The organism is Streptomyces cathayae, assembly GCF_029760955.1.
Lineage (GTDB): Bacteria > Actinomycetota > Actinomycetes > Streptomycetales > Streptomycetaceae > Streptomyces > Streptomyces cathayae.
In genome coordinates this window covers 4,432,140-4,452,987 of sequence record NZ_CP121682.1, presented here as the reverse complement: position 1 = coordinate 4,452,987, position 20,848 = coordinate 4,432,140, and the positions used below count along the sequence as shown (strand labels likewise).

18 protein-coding genes are annotated in these 20,848 nt (G+C 71.7%); 5 read left to right on the top strand and 13 right to left on the bottom strand.

What is annotated here, in order from left to right; all coding sequences use genetic code 11:
• Window positions 1–678 (bottom strand): helix-turn-helix transcriptional regulator, encoded by a 678-nt coding sequence (locus PYS65_RS20405; RefSeq protein WP_279335366.1) that lies wholly within the window; start codon window positions 676–678, stop codon window positions 1–3.
• Window positions 679–969: 291 nt separating this feature from the next.
• Between PYS65_RS20405 and PYS65_RS20400 the strand changes: the two genes are divergently transcribed.
• Complete coding sequence (locus PYS65_RS20400) at window positions 970–2,412, top strand: NCS2 family permease (protein ID WP_279335364.1); 1,443 nt, start codon at window positions 970–972, stop codon at window positions 2,410–2,412.
• Between the two features lie 364 nt (window positions 2,413–2,776).
• Here PYS65_RS20400 and PYS65_RS20395 read toward each other — a convergent pair whose 3' ends face one another.
• The gene (locus PYS65_RS20395; RefSeq protein ID WP_279335363.1) at window positions 2,777–3,877 is read right to left on the bottom strand and encodes a citrate synthase 2; all 1,101 of its coding nucleotides are present in this window, start codon (window positions 3,875–3,877) and stop codon (window positions 2,777–2,779) included.
• A gap of 318 nt (window positions 3,878–4,195) precedes the next feature.
• Between PYS65_RS20395 and pdxH the strand changes: the two genes are divergently transcribed.
• Window positions 4,196–4,882 (top strand): pyridoxamine 5'-phosphate oxidase, encoded by a 687-nt coding sequence (gene pdxH, locus PYS65_RS20390; RefSeq protein ID WP_279335362.1) that lies wholly within the window; start codon window positions 4,196–4,198, stop codon window positions 4,880–4,882.
• Window positions 4,883–4,895: 13 nt separating this feature from the next.
• Here pdxH and PYS65_RS20385 read toward each other — a convergent pair whose 3' ends face one another.
• Genes PYS65_RS20385 through PYS65_RS20350 form a run of 8 tightly spaced genes read right to left on the bottom strand, consistent with a single transcriptional unit; the run spans window position 4,896 to window position 15,048 of the window.
• The gene (locus PYS65_RS20385; protein ID WP_279335361.1) at window positions 4,896–5,525 is read right to left on the bottom strand and encodes a TetR/AcrR family transcriptional regulator; all 630 of its coding nucleotides are present in this window, start codon (window positions 5,523–5,525) and stop codon (window positions 4,896–4,898) included.
• A complete protein-coding gene (locus tag PYS65_RS20380; RefSeq protein ID WP_279335360.1) occupies window positions 5,513–6,247 on the bottom strand; it encodes an enoyl-CoA hydratase family protein in 735 nt (244 codons plus the stop codon). Before PYS65_RS20380 ends, PYS65_RS20385 begins: the two co-directional genes overlap by 13 nt.
• On the bottom strand, window positions 6,244–7,824 hold the full coding sequence (locus PYS65_RS20375) for a 4-coumarate--CoA ligase family protein (protein ID WP_279335359.1): 1,581 nt from the start codon (window positions 7,822–7,824) through the stop codon (window positions 6,244–6,246). Before PYS65_RS20375 ends, PYS65_RS20380 begins: the two co-directional genes overlap by 4 nt.
• Before the next feature lie 17 nt (window positions 7,825–7,841).
• Window positions 7,842–8,978, bottom strand: a complete 1,137-nt coding sequence (locus PYS65_RS20370; protein WP_279335358.1) for an acyl-CoA dehydrogenase family protein — start codon at window positions 8,976–8,978, stop codon at window positions 7,842–7,844.
• Window positions 8,979–9,035: 57 nt separating this feature from the next.
• Window positions 9,036–10,952 (bottom strand): acetyl/propionyl/methylcrotonyl-CoA carboxylase subunit alpha, encoded by a 1,917-nt coding sequence (locus tag PYS65_RS20365; RefSeq protein WP_279335357.1) that lies wholly within the window; start codon window positions 10,950–10,952, stop codon window positions 9,036–9,038.
• Between the two features lie 6 nt (window positions 10,953–10,958).
• On the bottom strand, window positions 10,959–12,557 hold the full coding sequence (locus PYS65_RS20360) for an acyl-CoA carboxylase subunit beta (RefSeq protein ID WP_279335356.1): 1,599 nt from the start codon (window positions 12,555–12,557) through the stop codon (window positions 10,959–10,961).
• Complete coding sequence (locus tag PYS65_RS20355) at window positions 12,554–14,254, bottom strand: acyclic terpene utilization AtuA family protein (RefSeq protein WP_279335355.1); 1,701 nt, start codon at window positions 14,252–14,254, stop codon at window positions 12,554–12,556. The genes PYS65_RS20360 and PYS65_RS20355 overlap by 4 nt, the downstream gene beginning before the upstream one ends.
• Window positions 14,251–15,048, bottom strand: coding sequence for a TIGR03084 family metal-binding protein (locus PYS65_RS20350; protein ID WP_279335354.1), 798 nt, complete (start codon window positions 15,046–15,048; stop codon window positions 14,251–14,253). The genes PYS65_RS20355 and PYS65_RS20350 overlap by 4 nt, the downstream gene beginning before the upstream one ends.
• Before the next feature lie 137 nt (window positions 15,049–15,185).
• On the opposite strand from PYS65_RS20350, the gene PYS65_RS20345 reads away from it, so the two are divergent.
• Both PYS65_RS20345 and PYS65_RS20340 read left to right on the top strand, forming a co-directional pair.
• Window positions 15,186–15,584 (top strand): type II toxin-antitoxin system RelE/ParE family toxin, encoded by a 399-nt coding sequence (locus PYS65_RS20345; RefSeq protein ID WP_279335353.1) that lies wholly within the window; start codon window positions 15,186–15,188, stop codon window positions 15,582–15,584.
• Between the two features lie 11 nt (window positions 15,585–15,595).
• Complete coding sequence (locus tag PYS65_RS20340; protein WP_279335352.1) at window positions 15,596–15,886, top strand: helix-turn-helix domain-containing protein; 291 nt, start codon at window positions 15,596–15,598, stop codon at window positions 15,884–15,886.
• A 49-nt stretch (window positions 15,887–15,935) separates the two neighbouring features.
• Here PYS65_RS20340 and PYS65_RS20335 read toward each other — a convergent pair whose 3' ends face one another.
• Both PYS65_RS20335 and PYS65_RS20330 read right to left on the bottom strand, forming a co-directional pair.
• The gene (locus PYS65_RS20335; protein WP_279335351.1) at window positions 15,936–16,295 is read right to left on the bottom strand and encodes a DUF6247 family protein; all 360 of its coding nucleotides are present in this window, start codon (window positions 16,293–16,295) and stop codon (window positions 15,936–15,938) included.
• A gap of 46 nt (window positions 16,296–16,341) precedes the next feature.
• Window positions 16,342–17,310, bottom strand: coding sequence for an EamA family transporter (locus PYS65_RS20330; RefSeq protein WP_279335350.1), 969 nt, complete (start codon window positions 17,308–17,310; stop codon window positions 16,342–16,344).
• Between the two features lie 374 nt (window positions 17,311–17,684).
• Between PYS65_RS20330 and PYS65_RS20325 the strand changes: the two genes are divergently transcribed.
• Complete coding sequence (locus tag PYS65_RS20325; RefSeq protein WP_279335349.1) at window positions 17,685–19,268, top strand: vWA domain-containing protein; 1,584 nt, start codon at window positions 17,685–17,687, stop codon at window positions 19,266–19,268.
• A 331-nt stretch (window positions 19,269–19,599) separates the two neighbouring features.
• On the opposite strand, the gene PYS65_RS20320 is transcribed toward PYS65_RS20325, so the two are convergent.
• Window positions 19,600–20,721 (bottom strand): lipid II:glycine glycyltransferase FemX, encoded by a 1,122-nt coding sequence (locus PYS65_RS20320; RefSeq protein ID WP_279335348.1) that lies wholly within the window; start codon window positions 20,719–20,721, stop codon window positions 19,600–19,602.
• Between the last annotated feature and the right edge of the window lie 127 nt (window positions 20,722–20,848).

Below are 20,848 nucleotides of genomic sequence, written 5' to 3'. Positions count from 1 at the left end.
TCACCCCTCCGGGAAACGGGACCAGAAGTGGTCCACGATGTCGTCGAGGTAGCGCCGCCCCTGCTCGCCGGAGGTGTTGGCGCCGCCGCCCCTGCTGAGGGTGGCCGCCATGAGGGTCTGGTACTCGGCGTGCATGGCGCGCAGCGGGTCCTGCAGCTCGCGGCGCTCCATCGAGAGAAGGCGGGCGATGTCGCGGATGTGGGCCTGCCAGCGGGTGGAGACGGCCTCGGCGAGCAGCCGGGTGAGTTCCGCCTCCCCGCCGGTGATGGCGACGAAGTCCCTCGGGGGGAGCCTGAGAAGGGCGCCCAGTTTGGCCGACTGCCTCCGGTCACCGGCCCATCGGCCGGTTTCCTCCATGTGGAGGTAGTCGTGAAGTCTCAGGCTGGTGACGCGGGCGACGTCCTCGGCGGCGAATCCACTGGCGATCCGGTGTTCCCGCAGGGTGCGGGGAGCACCCATGAGGTCGCTCGGGGAGCACCACAGTGCGCCGGCCAGAGCGGTGAGTTCGGTGGCGGTGGGCAGGGCGACGCCGCGCTCCCACGCGGTGATGTGGTCGGGGGTGATGTGGGTCAGTCCGTAGGAGGCGCGCATGCCGTAGGCGACGTGGCCGGGGGCCATCCCGACCTTCCCGCGCAGGGTCCGGGCGGCGCGCGCGTTGAAGGGGAGCGGTGAGTTCACGCACCGAGAGTAGGGAGTGACCCACCGTGAGAACCATGCCCTCCTGTCGCCTGCCTCCCGTTATGACGGGAAGGTCGCCGCGAATTCTGTAGGAACCGACGGAAGGCCAACTAGGGAATCAACTCCTCTTTTCCTCAAAGGCCTTGAGGAAATAGCGCTGGTTCGTAGAATCCGCTGGCGGTCTGCCGCGGGTGCGTCCGGATTTCGTTTTTCTCGAAATTCCCGACGCCGCACGCGTCCGGCGGCTGCCGTCACGCTTCCCCGCACCTGCTCGCCCAGGAGACCCGACCCATGCAAACCCTCACGACCGACCCGGCCGACCCGGCGCCTGCCAGAGCCCACGGCCCGCTCGACCGGTTCTTCCGCATCAGCGAACGCGGCTCGACCTACGCCAGGGAGATACGCGGTGGCTTCGCCACGTTCTTCACGATGGCCTACATCCTGGTGCTGAACCCCATCATCCTGGGCAGCACCGAGGACAAGTTCGGCCAGACCCTGAGCGCCCCCCAGCTGGCGACCGCCACCGCCCTGGTGGCCGCCGTGATGACCGTGATCATGGGTGTGGCCGGCAACCTGCCGCTCGCCCTGGCCGCGGGTCTGGGTCTCAACGCCGTCGTCGCCTTCCAGATCGCTCCCCTGATGGCCTGGGAAGACGCGATGGGTCTGGTCGTGCTCGAGGGTCTGCTGATCTGTGTGCTGGTGCTGACCGGTCTGCGCGAGGCCGTCATGCACGCCATCCCGCAGCCGCTCAAGCAGGCGATCAGCGTCGGCATCGGCATGTTCATCGCCTTCATCGGCTTCGTGGACGCCGGGTTCGTCTCGCGCATCCCGGACGCCGCGAACACCACCGTGCCCGTCCAGCTCGGCACCGGCACCCTCACCGGCTGGCCCATGCTCGTGTTCTGCCTGGGTGTGCTGCTGACGTTCGTCCTCATGGCCCGCAAGGTGCGGGGCGCCATCCTCATCAGCATCCTGGCGATGACGGTGTTCGCCGTCGTCGTCAACGAGTTCGCCGACGTCAAGAGCTGGGGCCTCACCTCCCCCGAGCTGCCCGGCACCCCCGTCGCCGCGCCCGACTTCGGGCTCCTGGGGAAGTTCGACCTGTTCGGTGCGTTCGGTCAGATCGGCGTGCTCACCATCGTCCTGCTGATCTTCACGCTCATCCTGTCCGACTTCTTCGACACGATGGGCACCGTCGTCGGTGTCACCGCCGAGGCCGGGCTGCTCGACGAGCACGGGCAGGTCCCCGGTCTGGGCCGGGTCCTGTTCATCGACAGTGCGGCGGCCGTCGCGGGCGGTGTCTCCTCGTCCTCGTCCGCCACCACCTACATCGAGTCCGCCGCCGGTGTCGGCGAGGGTGCCCGGACCGGCTTCGCCAACCTCGTCACCGGCGGCCTGTTCGCTCTCGCCCTCTTCTTCACCCCCCTGCTCACCCTCGTGCCGATGCAGGCCGCGGCCCCCGCCCTGATCGCGGTGGGCTTCCTGATGATGACGCAGGTCAGGCACATCGACTGGGACCGCTTCGAGCTCGCCGTCCCCGCCTTCCTGACCGTCGTGGTCATGCCGTTCACCTACTCCATCAGCAACGGCATCGGCGCCGGCTTCATCTCCTACGTGGTCATCAAGGCCTTCCTGGGCAAGGGCCGCGAGGTGCACTGGCTGCTGTGGAGCACCGCGGGGCTCTTCCTCGTCTACTTCGCCATCGACCCGCTGAAGCAGCTGCTCGGCGTCTGACCGCACCGGCCGCCACCGGGGCCGCCGCCGGCACTCCGGGACCACCGAAAAAAGTGGTTGCTCCGGAGGGGATCGCTTCTTAGGCTGGCGGTACTTCGGAAAGGAGGTGGTTCGGCAGATGTATGCATACCGGACGGAAGAGGTGGCTGCGGGCCAGTAGCCCGTCGCCGTACTCGGTTCGGCGCCGGACCGGCGTGTGCGAGATACACGCAACCGGCCTAACCCAACGCAGTCGCCCGACCCGCGAGTCGCCGGTACGTCCGGCCGGCCCCTCCTTCGGAGGACCAGACTCGCGGGTCGTCTGCGTTTCTCGGGGGTTCAGGGCCCCGGGGCCCTGAACCCCGGGACCCCGGGGCTCTCGCGCTCAGCGGGCGAGGTCCGCGTAACCCTCGATCTCGTGCAGGCCGCGGCTGCCGGGGCCGATGTAGTGGGCGGAGGGGCGGACCAGGCGGCCGGTGCGCTTCTGCTCCAGGATGTGGGCCGACCAGCCCGCGGTACGGGCGCAGGTGAACATCGAGGTGAACATGTGGGCCGGAACCTCGGCGAAGTCGAGGACGATGGCGGCCCAGAACTCGACGTTGGTGGCCAGGACGCGGTCGGGACGGCGGGCGTGGAGTTCGGCCAGGGCGGCCTTCTCCAGGGCCTCGGCGACCTCGAAGCGCGGGGCCCCCAGGTCGCGCGCGGTGCGGCGCAGGACACGGGCGCGCGGGTCCTCGGCGCGGTAGACGCGGTGACCGAAGCCCATGAGGCGTTCGCCCCTGTCAAGGGCCTGCTTCACGTACGCCTCGGCGTCGCCCGTGCGCTCGATCTCCTCGATCATGCCGAGCACCCGTGAGGGGGCTCCGCCGTGCAGCGGTCCCGACATGGCGCCGACGGCGCCCGAGAGGGCCGCGGCCACGTCCGCGCCGGTGGAGGCGATGACGCGGGCCGTGAAGGTGGAGGCGTTCATGCCGTGCTCGGCGGCCGAGGTCCAGTACGCGTCGACGGCGGCGACGTGCTGGGGGTCGGGTTCGCCGCGCCAGCGGATCATGAAGCGTTCGACGATGGAGCGCGCCTTGTCGATCTCCCCCTGCGGGACCATGGGACGTCCCCGGCCGCGCGCGGACTGGGCGACGTAGGAGAGGGCCATGACGGCGGCGCGGGCGAGGTCCTCACGGGCCTGCTCGGCGTCGATGTCGAGGAGCGGTTTCAGGCCCCAGACGGGGCCCAGCAGGGCGAGTGCGGACTGGACGTCGACGCGGACGTCACCGGAGTGGACGGGGATCGGGAACGGCTCGGCGGGCGGCAGGCCGGGGTTGAAGGCGCCGTCGACGAGCAGGCCCCAGACGTTCCCGAAGGAGACGTGCCCGACCAGATCCTCGATGTCGACGCCCCGGTACCGGAGAGCCCCGCCCTCCTTGTCCGGTTCGGCGATCTCCGTCTCGAACGCGACGACTCCTTCGAGCCCGGGTACGAAGTCGGACATCAGGCGGCTCCTCATGGTGTGGGCGACGGATGATGTTGTCGTGGGGGGTGTCGTTGCAGGGGGTGCGGGGGGTGTTGTCGTGGGGGGCGGCCTCGTGCGGGCCGGTCGACGGGAGCGGGGCGGGTGCCCGTCGGCTCCGCGGTCCCCTGCGAGGACTCGCGGTCCGGAACACCACCGGTCACTCCTGTGATGCCCGGTGGGCGGCCACCCAACCTGCTCCGTGTCAGCACGATATCCCTGAGTGCCATTTTTCGGGAGGGTTCACGACACTCAGTGCCATACGGGACCATGGGCACCGGGTCCCCACGGGATCCCTCCATGCGGCAGGATGACGGCGTGACCGACCGAGACTCCGTCCCCCTCGCTCTCGCCTCGATGCGCAAGCAGTACCGGGCCGAGGGGCTTTCCGAGACCGATCTGGCCGCCACCCCCGTCGAGCAGTTCGCGCGCTGGTTCAAGCAGGCCGCGACGGACGGCGGGCTGTTCGAACCGAACGCCATGGTCGTCTCCACGGCGGACGCGCAGGGCCGGCCCAGCTCCCGCACGGTACTGCTGAAGCACTTCGACGAGCAGGGGTTCGTGTTCTACACGAACTACGACTCCCGCAAGGGGCGCGAGCTGGCCGGGAACCCGTACGTCTCGCTGCTGTTCCCGTGGCATCCGATGGCCCGGCAGGTCATCGTCACCGGGGTCGCGGTGCGCACCGGCCGGGACGAGACGGCCGCCTACTTCCGCACCCGGCCGCACGGCTCGCAGCTGGGCGCCTGGGCGAGCGGCCAGTCCTCGGTGCTCGCGGACCGTACGGAGCTGGACACGGCGTACGCGGAGCTCGCGGCCCGCTATCCGGAGGGCGAGCAGGTGCCGGTGCCGCCGCACTGGGGCGGTTTCCGGGTGGCCCCGCAGGCGGTGGAGTTCTGGCAGGGCCGGGAGAACCGCCTGCACGACCGCCTGCGGTACGTGGCACGGGCCGACGGGGGCTGGAGGGTGGAGCGGCTGAGCCCGTGAGGGCTTGCCCGCCTCAGCCCGGGGCCTCGTCCAGTGCCCCCTCGAGGAGTGCCGCCCACTGCCCCACCACCCGTTCGCGGCGGGCCGTGTCGTCGGTGAGGAGGTTGGCCAGACCCAGGCCGCGGGCCATGTCGAGGAGGCCCTGGACGCTCTCGCGGACGCCGGGGCGGGACTCGTCGGCGCCCAGGAGGTCGACGGCGATGCGGTGGGACTCCCGGCCGACCCGCGCCTCCAGTTCGGTCACGCGGGGCCGCAGCTGTTCCTCGTCGGAGGCGGCGACCCACAGGTGCAGGGCGGCGCGGAACAGGGGCCCGGTGTAGAGGTCGACCAGGGCGGTGACCACCGCGCGGCGGTCACCGGCGGCCGCGCCCTCGGGGAAGAGCGCGCGCAGCGCGGTGGAGCGTTCCTCGGCGACGTACTCGACGGCGGCCGTGAACAGGTCCTCGCGGGTCGGGAAGTGGTGCTGGGCCGCCCCCCGGGAGACACCGGCGCGCTCGGCGACGACGAGGACCGTGGAGCCCGCCCAGCCGCGTTCGGCGAGGCAGGCCACGGCGGCCTCCAGGAGGCGCTGCCGGGTGGCCCGGCTGCGGTCCTGCTTGGGGACGCGTTCACCGCGGTCGGCCGCCGCGCTCACACCACCCATTCCGGATCCCGTCGTTCGAGGAAGGCCGTCATCCCCTCGCGCGCGGGGGCGGAGGCGAAGAGGCGGGCCGAGAGCGCCGTCAGGTGGGCGGCGTCCCGGTCGAAGGTTTCCAGCACCCTAGTCGTGAGCAGCCGTTTCGTCTCGGCCAGGGCCTCGGGGGCGGATCTGCGCAGGCCGTCGAGGAGGGGCGCGAGCGTCTCGTCCACGTCGTCACCGGCGGCGGTGAGCAGCCCGATGCGGACGGCTTCGTCGGTGCCGAGGCGTTCGCCGGTGAGGTAGTAGCGGGCCAGCGCGCGCGGGTCGGTGCGGGGCAGCAGCGGCAGGGAGATGACGGCGGGGGCGACCCCGATGCGGACCTCGGTGAAGGCGAAGGTCGCCGCGTGGGAGGCGACGGCGATGTCGCAGGCGGCGAGCAGGCCGAGACCGCCCGCGCGGACGTGTCCGGTGACCCGCGCGACGACCGGTTTCGGCAGCTCGACGATCTGCCGCAGCAGGCCCACCAGGGCCTCGGGGGGAGGGGGGTCGCGCAGGTCGGCGCCCGCGCTGAAGGTGGTGCCGGTGTGGGTGAGGACCACCGCGCGCACGCCGGTGTCCCGGCCGGCGCCGGTCAGTGCCTCGGCCAGTTCCCCGACGAGGGCGGCGGACAGGGCGTTGCGGCGCTCCGGGGCGTCGAGACTGAGCGTTTCGACACCCCGCGCGCGGGCGTGGCCGATCAGGGTCACGAGGGCTCCTTATGCGCCGCGCGGAGTTCACGGCGCAGGATCTTTCCGGAGGCGGCGCGGGGGACGGCGTCGAGGAAGGTGACGTGCCGGACCCGCTTGTACGGGGCGACGCGCTCGGCCACGTACATCATGACCTCGCCCTCGGCGAGCCCCGGGGCGGACGGCTGACGGACGACGTGGGCGTGCGGGACCTCGTTGCCGTCCTCGTCGTAGACGCCGATGACGGCCGCGTCGGCGATGCCGGGGTGGGTCAGGAGCAGCGCCTCCAGTTCGGCGGGGGCGACCTGGAAGCCCTTGTACTTGATCAGCTCCTTCACCCGGTCCACGACGAAGAGCCAGCCCTCACCGTCGACGTGGCCGACGTCGCCGGTGTGCAGCCAGCCGTCCGCGTCGATCATCGCGGCGGTGGCGTCGGGGCGGCCGAGGTAGCCCTTCATGACCTGGGGCCCGCGGATGAGGATCTCGCCGGACTCGCCGGGCCCGAGGTCCTTGCCGGGGTCGTCGAGGGAGACGATCCGCATCTCGGTGCCGGCGATCAGCTTGCCGACGGTGCCGGGCGGCGCGTCCCGCATGGCGTCCAGGGGGACGACGTGGGTGCCGGGCGAGAGTTCCGTCATGCCGTACGCCTGGCCGACGGGCGGCAGCCCGAGCCGCTGCGAGCAGGCGGCGGCGAGGCGCGCGTCCAGGGGGGCGGCGGCGCTGATGACGTGCTGCAGCGAGCTCAGGTCGTACCGGTCGACCAGGGGGTGCTTGGCGAGGGCCAGCACGATGGGCGGGGCCACGTACAGGCCGGTGATGCGGTGGTTCTGGACGGCCGCGAGGAACGTCTCCAGGTCGAAGCGCGGCAGCACGACGACGGTGGCGCCCTGCCGCAGGGGGGCGTTCATCAGGGCGGTCAGCCCGTAGATGTGGAAGAACGGCAGCACGGCGAGGACGCGGTCACCGGGGCCCGCCGTGATCAGCGGCTGGAGCTGGGCGAGGTTGGTGGCGATCTGCCGGTGGGTGAGCATCACGCCCTTGGGGGTGCCGGTGGTGCCGGAGGAGTACGGCAGGGCGGCGACGTCCTCGGCGGGGTCGATCCCGACGACCGGCTCGGGGGCCGTGGAGGCCAGCATGTCGATCAGGGAGCGGTGTCCCGGCGCGCTGTCGCAGACGAAGATCTCCCGTACTCCGCCCGCGAGTTCGGCGGCCCGCCGCGCGGTCTCCAGCAGCGGCGAGACGGTGACGATCCAGCGGGCCGCGGAGTCCTTCAGCTGCTTGCCGAACTCCTCGGCGGTGGCCAGCGGGTGCACAGTGGTGACGGAGGCGCCCGCGCGGGTGGCCGCGTAGAAGGCGGTGGGGAAGGCGATGGTGTTGGGGCTGTGCAGGGCGAGGACGTCGCCCTTGCGCACCCCCGCCTCGGCGAGACCGGCGGCGACGCGCCGGTGGAACCGGTCCAGCTGCTCGTGGGTGAGGGTGGTGCCGTCGGTGCCGTCGATCAGCGCCGGGGTGTTCCCGAACTCGGCGGCGCGCGCGAACACCGCGTCGTGAATGGGGAGTTCGACCGGCTGAACGTCTGCGTACTCGCTGCGGAACATGGTTCCTCCAGGACGGCCTAGTACGACTTGGGAAGGCCCAGGGTCTGGTGGGAGACGTAGTTGAGAATCATCTCCCGGCTCACCGGGGCGATACGGGACACGCGCGCGGCCGTTATCAGCGAGGCCAGCCCGTACTCGCGGGTGAGACCGTTCCCGCCGAGGGTGTGCACGGCCTGGTCGACGGCCTTCACACAGGCCTCGGCGGCCGCGTACTTGGCCATGTTGGCGGCCTCGCCCGCGCCCGTGTCGTCACCGGCGTCGTAGAGGTGGGCCGCCTTCTGCATCATCAGACGGGCCAGTTCGAGGTCGATGTGCGCCTGCGCGAGGGGGTGCGCGATGGCCTGGTGGGCGCCGATGGGGGCGTTCCAGACGGTACGCTCCCGCGCGTACTCGACGGCGCGGGAGAGCGCGTGGCGGCCCATGCCGATCGCGAAGGCGGCGGTCATGATGCGTTCGGGGTTGAGCCCGGCGAAGAGCTGGAGCAGCCCGGCGTCCTCATCACCGACGAGCGCGTCGGCGGGCAGTCGTACGTCGTCGAGGACCAGCTCGAACTGCTTCTCGACGGAGTGGAGTTCCATGTCGATGGGGCGCCGCCGGAAGCCCTCGGCGTCGCGGGGGACGATGAACAGACAGGGCTTGAGCTTTCCCGTGCGCGCGTCTTCGGTGCGGCCGACGATCAGGGTGGCGTCGGCGATGTCGACGCCGGAGACGAACACCTTGCGGCCGGTGAGGAGCCAGTCGGTGCCGTCGCGGCGTGCGGTCGTGGTGATGCGGTGACTGTTGGAGCCGGCGTCGGGTTCGGTGATGCCGAAGGCCATCAGGCGGCTTCCGTCGGCCAGGGCGGGCAGCCACTCCCGTTTCTGGGCCTCGGTGCCGAAGCGGGAGATGACGGTGCCGCAGATGGCCGGGGAGACGATCATCATCAGCAGGGGGTTGCCGGCGGCGCCCATCTCCTCCAGGACGAGGGATAGTTCGGTGATACCGCCGCCACCACCGCCGTATGCCTCCGGCAGGTTGACGCCGATGTAGCCGAGCTTGGCGGCCTCCTGCCAGAACGGGCGGCTGTCGGCGCCGGGGGTGCGGGGGTGGTTCTTCGCGAACGAGGCGACGGCTGCGCGCAGCGCCTTGTGTTCTTCTGTCTCGATGACGGGCATGAGCGCTCCTAAGGGGGAGGGGCTTCAGATCGTCGGGAGAGTGTGGGTCGTCTGTGGTTACTCGCGCCCACGCGGCGGTAGCCGCATGTCAGGAACAGCCCCGCGCCCCTGAAGGGTGTCTTCCTCCACGACAGCCAAAAGGGCTCCGGGCTCGACCTGTTGGCCCGGTGTGGCGTGGAGGACGCTCACCGTGCCCGTGACCGGGGCGGTGATCCGGTGTTGCATCTTCATCGCCTCCAGCCACAGCAGGGGCTGGCCGGCCTTCACCGGCGCCCCCTCGGTCAGGCCCTCCGCGATGCGGACGACCGTGCCCGGCATGGGGGCGAGGAGGGAGCCGGGGGCGTGCCGGGCGGTGGGGTCGGGGAAGCGGGGCAGGACGGTGAGGGCGGTGGCGCCCACGTACACGCGGTCGTCGTGGCGGCTGACCTCGTAGCGGCGCCGTACGCCGTCCATGTCCAGGATCACCAGCCCCGCGTCGGCGTGCACCACCCGCACCCCGTCGGCCGCCGGGCCCTGGCGCGTGTGCCGGTAGCGGACCTCGTGTTCCTCGCCCGCCCTCGCGTACCGCTTGACCTGCGGCTGCGAGGGCAGGTTGCGCCAGCCGCCGAAGCGGGAGCGGCCGTGGGCGTCGGCGAGGGCGGCGGCGAGCGGGGCGTACGGGTCGGGGGCGGGGGTGGTCAGCCCGGTCAGGTGCCGGTCGTAGAAGCCGGTGTCCATGCGGGCTCCGGCGAACTCCTCGTGCCGCAGGGAGCGGACGAGCAGGTCCCGGTTGGTGACGGGGCCGTGGAGCACCGTGCGGTCCAGGGCGGAGGCCAGCTTGCGGATCGCCTCCGCGCGGGTGGGGGCGTGGGCGACGACCTTGGCGAGCATCGGGTCGTAGTGGACGCCGATGTCGTCGCCGTCGCCGTAACCGGTGTCCAGGCGGACGCCGTCGGGGACGGCGAGGCGGTGCAGACGGCCGGTCTGCGGGGCCCAGTCGTGGGCGGGGTCCTCGGCGTAGAGACGGGCCTCGACGGCGTGACCGTGCGCACGGGGCGGGTCCTTCTCGAGCGGGTGCCCCTCGGCGACGCGGATCTGCTCGGCGACGAGATCGACGCCGAACACGGCCTCCGTCACCGGGTGTTCGACCTGGAGGCGGGTGTTCATCTCCAGGAAGTGCGCCCTGCCCCCGGCGACGAGGAACTCGACGGTCCCGGCGCCGACATAACGGACGGCGCGGGCGGCGCGTACGGCGAGGGTGTGCAGTTCGCCGGTGAGCCGCGCGGACAGCCCGGGGGCCGGGGCCTCCTCGATCACCTTCTGGTGGCGGCGCTGGAGGGAGCAGTCCCGGGTGCCCAGCGCCCACACCGTGCCGTGGGTGTCGGCGAGGATCTGCACCTCGACGTGCCGTCCACCCTGCACGTAGGGCTCGACGAACACCTCGCCGTCGCCGAAGGCGCTCGCCGCCTCCGCGCGGGCGGCGGCCAGTTCGCCCTCCAGGTCGGCGAGTCGCCGTACGACGCGCATCCCGCGTCCGCCGCCGCCCGCCGCCGCCTTCACCAGCACCGGCAGGTCCGCCTCGGTGACGTCCCGCAGGGGCTCGATCCCCATCAGTTCCTTGGCCCGCGTCTTGGAGGCCATCGCCTCGACGGCCTCCGGGGGCGGCCCGATCCACACCAGTCCGGCGTCCTGGACGGCCCGCGCGAAGCCGGCGTTCTCGGAGAGGAACCCGTAGCCGGGGTGCACGGCGTCCGCGCCGGCCGCGAGGGCCGCCTTCACGATCAGGTCGCCGCGGAGGTAGGTGTCGGCGGGCGCCGCCCCCGGCAGGCGTACCGCCGTGTCGGCCACACGCGCGTGGCGGGCGTGCTCGTCGGCGTCCGAGTGCACGGCGACCGTGCGGATCCCGAGCTCACGGCAGGTGCGGACGACACGGCAGGCGATCTCGCCCCGGTTCGCCACCAGTACGGAATGGATCGAGCTGATCGAGGTGAACACGGTCCCTCACATCCGGAAGACGCCGAAGCCACCGCGCACGCCCTCGTAGGGCGCGGTGTGGACGGCCGACAGGCACAGGCCGAGGACGGTGCGGGTGTCGCGCGGGTCGATGACGCCGTCGTCGTACAGCCGCCCGGACAGGAACATGGGCAGCGACTCGGACTCGATCTGCTGCTCCACCATGGCGCGCAGCGCCGCGTCCGCCTCGTCGTCGTAGGGCCGGCCCTTCGCCGCCGCCGACTGCCGGGCGACGAGGGACAGCACGCCGGCGAGCTGCTGCGGGCCCATGACGGCGGACTTGGCGCTGGGCCAGGCGAACAGGAAGCGCGGGTCGTACGCCCTGCCGCACATGCCGTAGTGCCCGGCGCCGTAGGAGGCGCCCATGAGGACGGACAGGTGCGGGACGCGGGAGTTGCCGACCGCGTTGATCATCATGGCGCCGTGCTTGATGATGCCGCCCTGCTCGTACTCCTTGCCGACCATGTAGCCGGTGGTGTTGTGCAGGAAGAGCAGGGGGATGTCGCGCTGGTTGGCGAGCTGGATGAACTGGGCGGCCTTCTGCGACTCCTCGCTGAACAGCACCCCTCGGGCGTTGGCGAGGATGCCGACGGGATAGCCGTGCAGGGTGGCCCAGCCGGTGGTGAGGCTGGTGCCGTAGAGCGGTTTGAACTCGTCGAAGTCGGAGCCGTCCACGATCCGCGCGACGACCTCACGCGGGTCGAAGGGGATCCTCAGGTCGCCGGGGACGATGCCGAGCAGCTCGTCCTGGTCGTACTCGGGCGGCGCGGCCGGTCCCGGATCGGGGTACGCCTTGCGGTGGTTGAGGCGGGCCACGACCCGGCGGGCCTGCCGCAGGGCGTCGGGTTCGTCGACGGCGAAGTGGTCGGCGAGGCCCGACACGCGCGCGTGCATCTCGGCGCCGCCCAGCGACTCGTCGTCGCTCTCCTCGCCGGTGGCCATCTTCACCAGCGGCGGCCCGCCGAGGAACACCTTCGCCCGTTCCCTGACCATGATCACGTGGTCGGACATGCCGGGGACGTACGCGCCCCCGGCGGTGGAGTTGCCGAAGACGACGGCGACGGTCGGGATGCCGGCCGCCGAGAGCCGGGTGAGGTCCCGGAAGACGGCACCGCCCGGGATGAAGATCTCCTTCTGGGAGGGCAGGTCGGCGCCGCCGGACTCGACGAGGCTGATCACGGGCAGCCGGTTGGCGAGCGCGATGTCGTTGGCGCGCAGGGCCTTCTTCAGCGACCAGGGGTTGCTGGCACCGCCCCGTACGGTCGGGTCGTTGGCGGTGATCAGGCACTCCACGCCCTCGACGACCCCGATGCCGGTGACGAGCGAGGCGCCGGTGGTGTACTCGCTGCCCCAGGCCGCCAGCGGGGACAGCTCCAGGAAGGGCGTGTCCGGGTCGAGGAGCAGCTCGATGCGCTCACGGGCGAGCAGCTTGCCGCGTTCGCGGTGCCGCTCGACGTACTTCTCGCCGCCGCCCGCGAGGGCCTTGGCGTGCTCGGTGTCGAGTTCGGCGAGCTTGGCGAGCATGGCCTCGCGGTGGGCCCGGTACTCCGGGTCGGCCGTGTCCAGGGCGGATTCGAGGACCGTCACAGCAGGGCCTCCGGGATGTCGAGGTGCCGGGAGCGCAGCCATTCGCCGAGCGCCTTGGCCTGCGGATCGAAACGGGCCTGCGCGGCGACGCCCTCGCCGAGGATGCCCTCGACGAGGAAGTTCAGGGCGCGCAGGCGGGGCAGTACGTGCCGGGTGACGGGCAGAGCATGGGCCTCGGGGATCAGCTCCCGGAACCGCTCGACGGTCAGCTCGTGCGCGAGCCACCGCCAGGCGTCGTCACCGCGGGCCTCCGGGACCCACACGCCGACGTTGGCGTTCCCGCCCTTGTCGCCGCTGCGGGCCCCGGCGATCAGACCGAGGGGGGCGCGGCGGGTCGGCCCGGGTGCCGGGGGTTCCGGCAGCTCCGGCTCCGGCACGTCCGCGAGTACGGCGGTGGCGTGGGGCGGGTCCACGGTGATCCGGCGCCCGTCGTGGAGGACGGCCACATGGTGGACCCCGCCATGGGGGACGTACACATCCTCGAACACCCCATAGGGAGCGCCCTTCCCCGGTGGTGCCACCACATGGAATCCGGGGTAACTGGCCAGCGCCAGCTCGATGGCGGCCCCGCTCAGCGCACGCCCGACCGCCTCCTGGCCGGGGTCCCGCACGACGAGCCGCAGCAGGGCGCTCGCGGTCTCCTCCGTGTCCGCGTCGGGCCGGTCGGTGCGCACCAGCTCCCACCGCACCTCGGCGGGCGGCGTCCTGGCGAGCGCGCCGGTCATCTGCTCCCGTACGAGAGCCGCCTTCGCCTCGATGTCGAGCCCGGTGAGGACGAACACGACCTCGTTGCGGAAGCCGCCGAGCCGGCTCCGCCCGACCTTGAGCGTGGGCGGCGGCGCCTCCCCTTCGACGCCTTCGACGCGTACCCGGTCGGGGCCGTCCTGGGTGAGCCGTACGGTGTCCAGCCGGGTGGTGACGTCGGGTCCGGCGTACCGGGCGCCGCCCGTCTCGTAGAGCAGCTGCGCGGTGACGGTGCCGACGTCGACGAAGCCGCCGGTGCCGGGGTGCTTGGTGATGACGCAGGAACCGTCCTCGTGCAGTTCGGCGAGGGGGAAGCCGGGCCTCAGTAAGTCGCCGGGCGGCCGCTCGCCGAAGAAGGCGTAGTTGCCGCCGGTGGCCTGGGTCCCGCACTCCAGCACGTGTCCGGCGACGACGGCGCCCGCGAGCCGGTCGTACTCCGTCGGCGCCCAGCCGAAGTGGGCGGCGGCCGGCCCGGTGACCAGGGCCGCGTCGGTGACCCGCCCGGTGACCACGATGTCGGCGCCCTCGCGCAGACAGGCCGCGATGCCGAAGCCGCCGAGGTAGGCATGTGCGGCCAGCACGCCCGGGTGGGAGGCGGTGAGGTCGTCGCCCTCCACATGGGCGACGCGTACCGGGATGCCGAGCCGCCCGGCCAGTTCCCGTACGGCGTCGGCGAGGCCGGCCGGGTTGAGCCCGCCGGCGTTGGTGACGATCCTGACGCCGCGCTCGTGGGCGAGGCCGAGGGTCTCCTCCAGTTGCCGCAGGAAGGTGCGGGCGTACCCGGCGGTGGGGTCCTTGATCCGGTCGCGGGCCAGGATGAGCATGGTCAGTTCGGCGAGGTAGTCGCCGGTGAGGACGTCGAGCGCACCGCCGGTGAGCATCTCGCGCAGGGCGTCGAAGCGGTCGCCGTAGAAGCCGGAGGCGTTGCCGATGCGCAGGGCCGTCGCCGTCACCGCGCGGTGTCCCTTTTCGGTTCCCGGCCACCTCCGGGCGGCCCGGCGAAGGCCTGGGCGATGTCCAGCCAGCGGTCGGCGTCGGAGCCGTCGGCGGTGAGGGCGAGATCGGCGCGGTGGGCGCGCTGGGTCACCAGGAGGCAGAAGTCGAGCGCGGGGCCGGTGACGCGGTCCGTGGCGTCCTCGGGACCGTACGTCCACAGTCCGCCCGAGGGGGCGGTGAGTTCGACGCGGAACTGCTCGAACGGCGTGGGCAGTCCGTGCACCCCGAAGGCGAAGTCACGGGTGCGGATACCGAGCCGCACCACATGCCGGAGCCGGTCGGTGGGCGGCCGCACCACACCCAGCGCGTCGGCCACGTCCGAGCCGTGGGCCCAGGTCTCCATGAGCCGGGCGGTGGCCATGGAGGCCGTCGACATGGGCGGGCCGTACCAGGGGAACCGCGCCCCCTCGGGCGCTGCCCGCAGGGCGTTCTCGAGGGCCTCGCGCCCGGCGCGCCAGTCCGCGAGCAGCCGTGCGGGCGGCAGGCCCGCCCCCTCCTCCGCGGCGTTGTCCACGAAGTCCCCGGGCTCGGTCAGCGCCTTCTCGACCTCACGGGCGAAGGCGCCCTGATCGGTCACGGCGAGCAGCGAGGAACGGTCGGTCCAGGCGAGGTGCGCGATCTGGTGGGCGACGGTCCAGCCGGCGGCGGGCGTCTGTCGCGCCCACTCCTGCGGGCTCAGCCCGGCCACCAGCCGGTCGAGGTCGTCGCTCTCCGCACACAGGTCGTCGATCACGGGCGTCGGGTCGGCCATGGAGCGAGCATGACAGGCCCTCAGAAAACAATCAAGCGTGCTTGCTGGATTTCATTCCGCCACCACAGCGGCAGCGGGCAAGGCCGAGCACCGACGCCCACTTGCCCGCAAATATTAGTTCGTGCTAATTTTCAGACGTGGCCGAACCTTATGAGCTGCGCTTCTTCGACGATGTGCTGAACTGGATCAAAACACTCGCCAAGGAGGACCCGGACAGCCACCTCCACGTGATAGCCGCTCTGGAACGGCTCCAGGAAGTGGGCCCGGCGCTGCGGCGGCCGACGGTCGGCGCGATCGAGAAGAGCCGCTACCGGAACATGCGGGAGTTACGCCCACGCAACGGCGGGGCAGTGAGCATTCGGATGCTTTTCGTCTTCGACCCCGAGCGGCGGGCCATCTTCCTGGTGGCGGGCAACAAGGCCGCCGGGCGTCAGTGGGCGGCCTGGTACCCCCGGGCAGTCAAAGAGGCCGACGACAAGTTCACGGCATACCTTGAGGCGCTGGAACAGGAGAAGAAGAAAGGGCAGGGCGAATGAACCTCGGCTCCATGGACGACCTGACGGCCGACATCACCCCCGAGAAGCGCGAGCGCATCGATGCCATCAAGGCGGAGATGGTCGATGCGGAGCGCGGACACGAACTGGCCACGCTCCGCAAAGCTCAGGGCTTCACCCAGATCCAGGTCGCCAAGGCGATGGGCGTCACGCAGGGCCGGGTCAGCCAGATCGAGCGAGGCACCGCTCGCCTGGACACCTCGACGATGGCGGCCTACCTGCACGCGATCGGTGGCGAGCTGACCATAACGGCCACCGTGGGAAATCTTTCGGTACGGCTGTAGGGCGCAACGATCGCAGCCCGGCGTCGGCCCTCTCTCGTCCCACCTGCGGTCACGGCGCGCGCCGCACGGATGCGGCGGCCTCACGGTACAGGGAACTCGCCGTGGCCAGGTGCCCGCGCGCCTCGTCGGCAGTGGCGGCGATCCGGGCGAGGTGCTCGGCACGGCGGTACGCCTTGGCCATGACCGGGTGACGCTCGATTTCGATCAGCACGGCCCAGTGGCTGAGGTAGGCGTGGACCGGCTTGAGCGAATCGTGTTCCACCGCTTCGGTGAGCGCCCGGTCCTTCACCCGGTCGTATGCCGGCAGAAGGTCGGGGGCGACAACCGTGCAGGCGGCACGCAGGGCGCCCGGTGTGCGCTCCGGGCGAGGGATCAGCGGTCCACCGCCGACGGTCTCAATGGGTTGCACGAGAGCGACTCTAGTCCCGTCGCCCCTCGCCACGTCGCCGCAAGCGTCAGGAGACCGTCCCCGGCGCCTTCGGGCGCCCCCGCCCCACCTGGGTCCGTACCGCTCCCATGCTCGCCGCGATGACCAGGGCGATGGCGGCGGCCTCGGTGAGGGTGAGGGCCTGGCTGAGGATGAGGAAGCCCGCGGCGGCGGCGATGGCCGGTTCCAGACTCATCAGGATGGCGAACGTGGAGGCGGGCAGACGGCGCAGGGCGAGGAGTTCCAGGGTGTACGGCAGGACGGAGGAGAGCACCGCGATCGCCGCGCCCAGCCCGAGGACCGTCGGGTCGAGGAGCTTGGTACCGGACTCGGCGATGCCCAGCGGCAGGAACACCAGCGCCGCCACGCCCATGGCGAGGGCGAGCCCGTCGGCCTGTGGGAAGCGGCGGCCCGTACGCGCGCTGAAGATGATGTAGGCCGCCCACATGACACCGGCCCCCAGGGCGTAGGCGGCGCCCACGGGATCGAGGCTGCCGAAGCCTCCGCCGCCGAGCAGGGCGACACCGGCGAGGGCGAGTCCGGCCCAGACGAAGTTGATCGCGCGCCGGGAGGCCAGCACGGACAGGGCGAGCGGGCCGAGCACCTCCAGGGTGACCGCCGTACCGAGCGGGATGCGGGCGACGGACTGGTAGAAGAGGCCGTTCATCCCGGCCATCGCGAGCCCGAAGACGATCACCGTGGTCCAGTCGGCGCGCGAGTGCCCGCGCAGCCGGGGCCGGCACACCAGGAGCAGCACGACCGCGGCCACCAGCAGCCGCAGCGTCACGACGCCGAGCGCGCCGGCCCGCGGCATCAGGGTCACCGCGAGCGCCCCGCCGAACTGCACGGAGATCCCCCCGGCGAGCACCAGTCCGACGGGCCCCAGCGCGCCCCGCCCGCGCGGAGCACCCGCCCCGCCGGGCGCATGCCCGGGAGCCGCCGCGGGGAGGGCGGCCGGAGCCGGGACGGACGGGGTGGCGGAGCTGGGGATGGTCACGGCGCCTTCCATGGGTTCGGTACGGGAGGAACGGGGGGAAGAGGCGCTCCCCCTCGGGGATTGTGCACGACGCTGAACTATCCGGTCCAGAGTAATGGACTCAGTCAGCACCGTGCAGCTTTCACGTACCTGACGATGAGGCCCGCGTCCCGCCCGGGTCAATCCGGTCCGTCATACGGACGACCGGACGTGCAGTGACACGACGACACGACGCCATGACGCCGTAGGTCAACGGAAGGTCACCCACCGGTCTCGGCGGCCCTCGGCCGTGCCCGCTTCGAGACGCACCTGTGACGCCCCGTACCGCACGTTCCGCCACGCCCCGGCGTCACAGTCGCATGAGTCGGATTCAACGGACCGAGGGGGAACGGACGATGAAGTGGCACACGACGACGAAGCACCACGGAACAACGAAGCGGCACGGGGCACGGAGGCTGAGCGGCGCGCTGCTGGCGCTCGCGGCGGCGAGCGGCCTGCTGCTCACCGGATGCAGCGCGGGCGGCGGCAACGAGAACGCGACGGCCGACAACGGGTACGACCGCAAGGGGAACGGCTCGGCCCAGCTCCCCGCCCCCGACGGCCCCCGGGGCCCGGGTGAGCGACGCGAGGGTGAGCAGGACTCCCGCGACCTCGCCCCCGCGCCGGACTACCTGTCCACCTTCGCCCTCGACGTCGACACCGCCTCCTACGGCTATGCCCGCCGCACCCTCGCCGAGGGCCGGCTGCCCGACCCGTCGACGGTCCGGCCCGAGGAGTTCGTCAACAGCTTCCGCCAGGACTACGAACGTCCCGACGGCGACGGCTTCACGGTCACCCTCGACGGCGCCCGCACCGACGAGGACGACTGGTCCCTGGTCCGCGTCGGCCTCGCCACCCGTCCCGCCGAGCCGAGCGGCGAGCGCCCGCCCGCGGCCCTCACCTTCGTCGTCGACATCTCCGGCTCCATGGCCGAACCGGGCCGCCTCGACCTCGCCCGGCAGTCCCTCGGCACCATGACGGACCGGCTGCGCGACGAGGACTCCGTGGCGATCGTCACCTTCAGCGACGAGGCCGAGACCGTGCTGCCGATGACCCGCCTCGACGGCAACCGGGGCGAGATCCACGACGCCGTCGACAGCCTGGAACCGGCTCGGTCCACCAACCTCGGCGCGGGCGTCGAGACCGGCTACGAGACCGCCGTCGACGGCCTGCGCGAGGGCGCCACCAACCGGGTCGTCCTCGTCTCCGACGCACTCGCCAACACCGGCGAGACCGACGCCGACGCGATCCTCGAACGCATCTCGACGTCCCGTCGCGAGCACGGCATCACCCTCTTCGGCGTGGGCGTCGGCAGCGACTACGGCGACGCCCTGATGGAACGCCTCGCCGACAAGGGCGACGGCCACACGGTGTACGTGTCCGACGAGGAGGAGGCCCGCGAGGTCTTCTGCGAACAGCTGCCCCGCAACATCGAGCTGACCGCCCGCGACGCCAAGGCCCAGGTCGCCTTCGACCCGCGGACGGTCGCCGAGTTCCGCCTCGTCGGCTACGACAACCGCCGCGTCGCCGACGAGGACTTCCGCGACGACGACGTCGACGGCGGCGAGGTCGGCCCCGGCCACACCGTCACCGCCCTGTACGCGGTCCGTACGAGGCCCGGCGCCGACGGCCACCTCGCCACGGCCACGGTCCGCTGGCTCGACCCCGACACCCGCGCCCCGCACGAGGAGACCGGCGACCTGGAGGCCGACGCCCTCGACGACTCCGTCTGGACCGCCGACCGCGGCCTCACGCTCACCGCGACCGCCGCCTACTTCGCCGACGCCCTGCGCTCCACCGACCACCGCCACAGCGCCCTGCCCGGCGCCCCCGGCCTCGGCGAACTCGCCGACCACGCCGCCGACCTGTCCTCCCGAACCGAGGACAAAGCCGTCCGCGACCTGACCCAGGCCATCCGCGACGCGAACCGCCTGGCCTGAAGCCGCCCTTCAACACTCCGGAACCCCGGTCCTCCCCGGCAGCGCACGCGAGAAGACGCCGACCATGCGGGCCGGTGGCCCGGAACGCGCGATCCCCGTACTCCGGCGGCCCGACGGGGGTACCTGCTGAAAAGCGTGAGCAGTCAGCGGAAAAGTGTCCCTTGAGCGCTCAGACGAGCAGCACATGGACACCAACACCCGAAGTGCTCACGCTTTTCGGCAGGCGTGTCACGACCTCCGGCGCCGCCTCAGGGCTCGCCCGCCATGCACGATGGCACCCCACCCGGTGGACCGGTCCAGTGATCGGAGGTGCCCGCGGCGCCGTGCGGTCTCAGCGGCGGGACATGTAGAGGTCGAGGGCCTTGTGCAGGAACTTGTTGAGGGGGAAGTCCCACTCACCGAGGTATTCCACGGCCTGGCCTCCGGAGCCGACCTTGAACCGGAGCAGGCCGAGCAGGTGATTGCTCTCCTCCAAGGTGTCGGTGATGCCACGGAAGTCGTAGACGCTCGCGCCGAGTTCGTGGGCGTCGCACATCATCCGCCACTGAATCGCGTTGTTCGGTTGAACCTCGCGCTTGCGGTGGGTGGAGGCTCCGTAGGAGTACCAGACGTGCTCACCGACGGTCAGCATCGTCGCCGCCGCGAGCACCTCGCCTTCGTGGTGGGCGAGATAGAGGCGCATCCGGTCCGGGTCCTCGGCCGTCAGCGCGGTCCACATGCGCTGGAAGTAGGCCTGCGGGCGCGGGATGAACCGGTCGCGTTCCGCGGTCTCGACGTAGAGGTCGTAGAAGGCGGGAAGGTCCTCGTAGCCGCCGCGGACGACCTTGACGCCCGCCTTCTCCGACTTCTTGATGTTGCGGCGCCACTGCTGGTTGAGGCCGCGCTGGATGTCCTCCAGCGACCTTCCGGAGAACGGGACTTGGAACACATAGCGTGGCTGGCCGGCGGCGAAGCCGTCCTCGCTGCCCGGCTCGGTCTGCTGCCAGCCCATCTGTCGCAGCCGGTCAGCGACGTCGAAGGCCCTCGGCTCGTGCGCGGTGGCCTCCGCGTCCCGCAGACGTCTGGCCCGCGGGTCGGCGATCGCCGCCTTGACCGCCTCGGCACTCCAGCGGCGAGCGACGACGGGCGGGCCCATCTTCACCGAGAACGCGCCCTGGGCCTTCAGATGGACGAGCATGGGATCGAGCCATCGGTGGAGATCCGGCGCGTCCCATTCGATGACCGGTCCTTCGGGCAGATAGGCGAGGAACCGCCTGAGCTTCGGCAACGGCCGGAACAGCACCAGCCCCACACCGACGAGACGATCCTCGTCGTCGAACCACCCCAGGCTCTCGGCCCGCCAGTCCGGCTTCACATCCCCCCAGGCGGGCACCTGCATGTGACTCACCGAAGGCCGGGCCGTGACGAAGGCCAGGTGCTCCTCGCGGGTGATCGCCTTCAGACGGAAACTCATGTCCAGTGCCCCTTTGTTCGAGTCATCAGCCCACTGAAAGCGCTGCCGTTCCTCAGCCCGCCTGCTCCGGCTGCTGGGGCAGACGCTCACCGCATCGTCTCCCGGAGACCGGGAAGTGGAGAGCCGG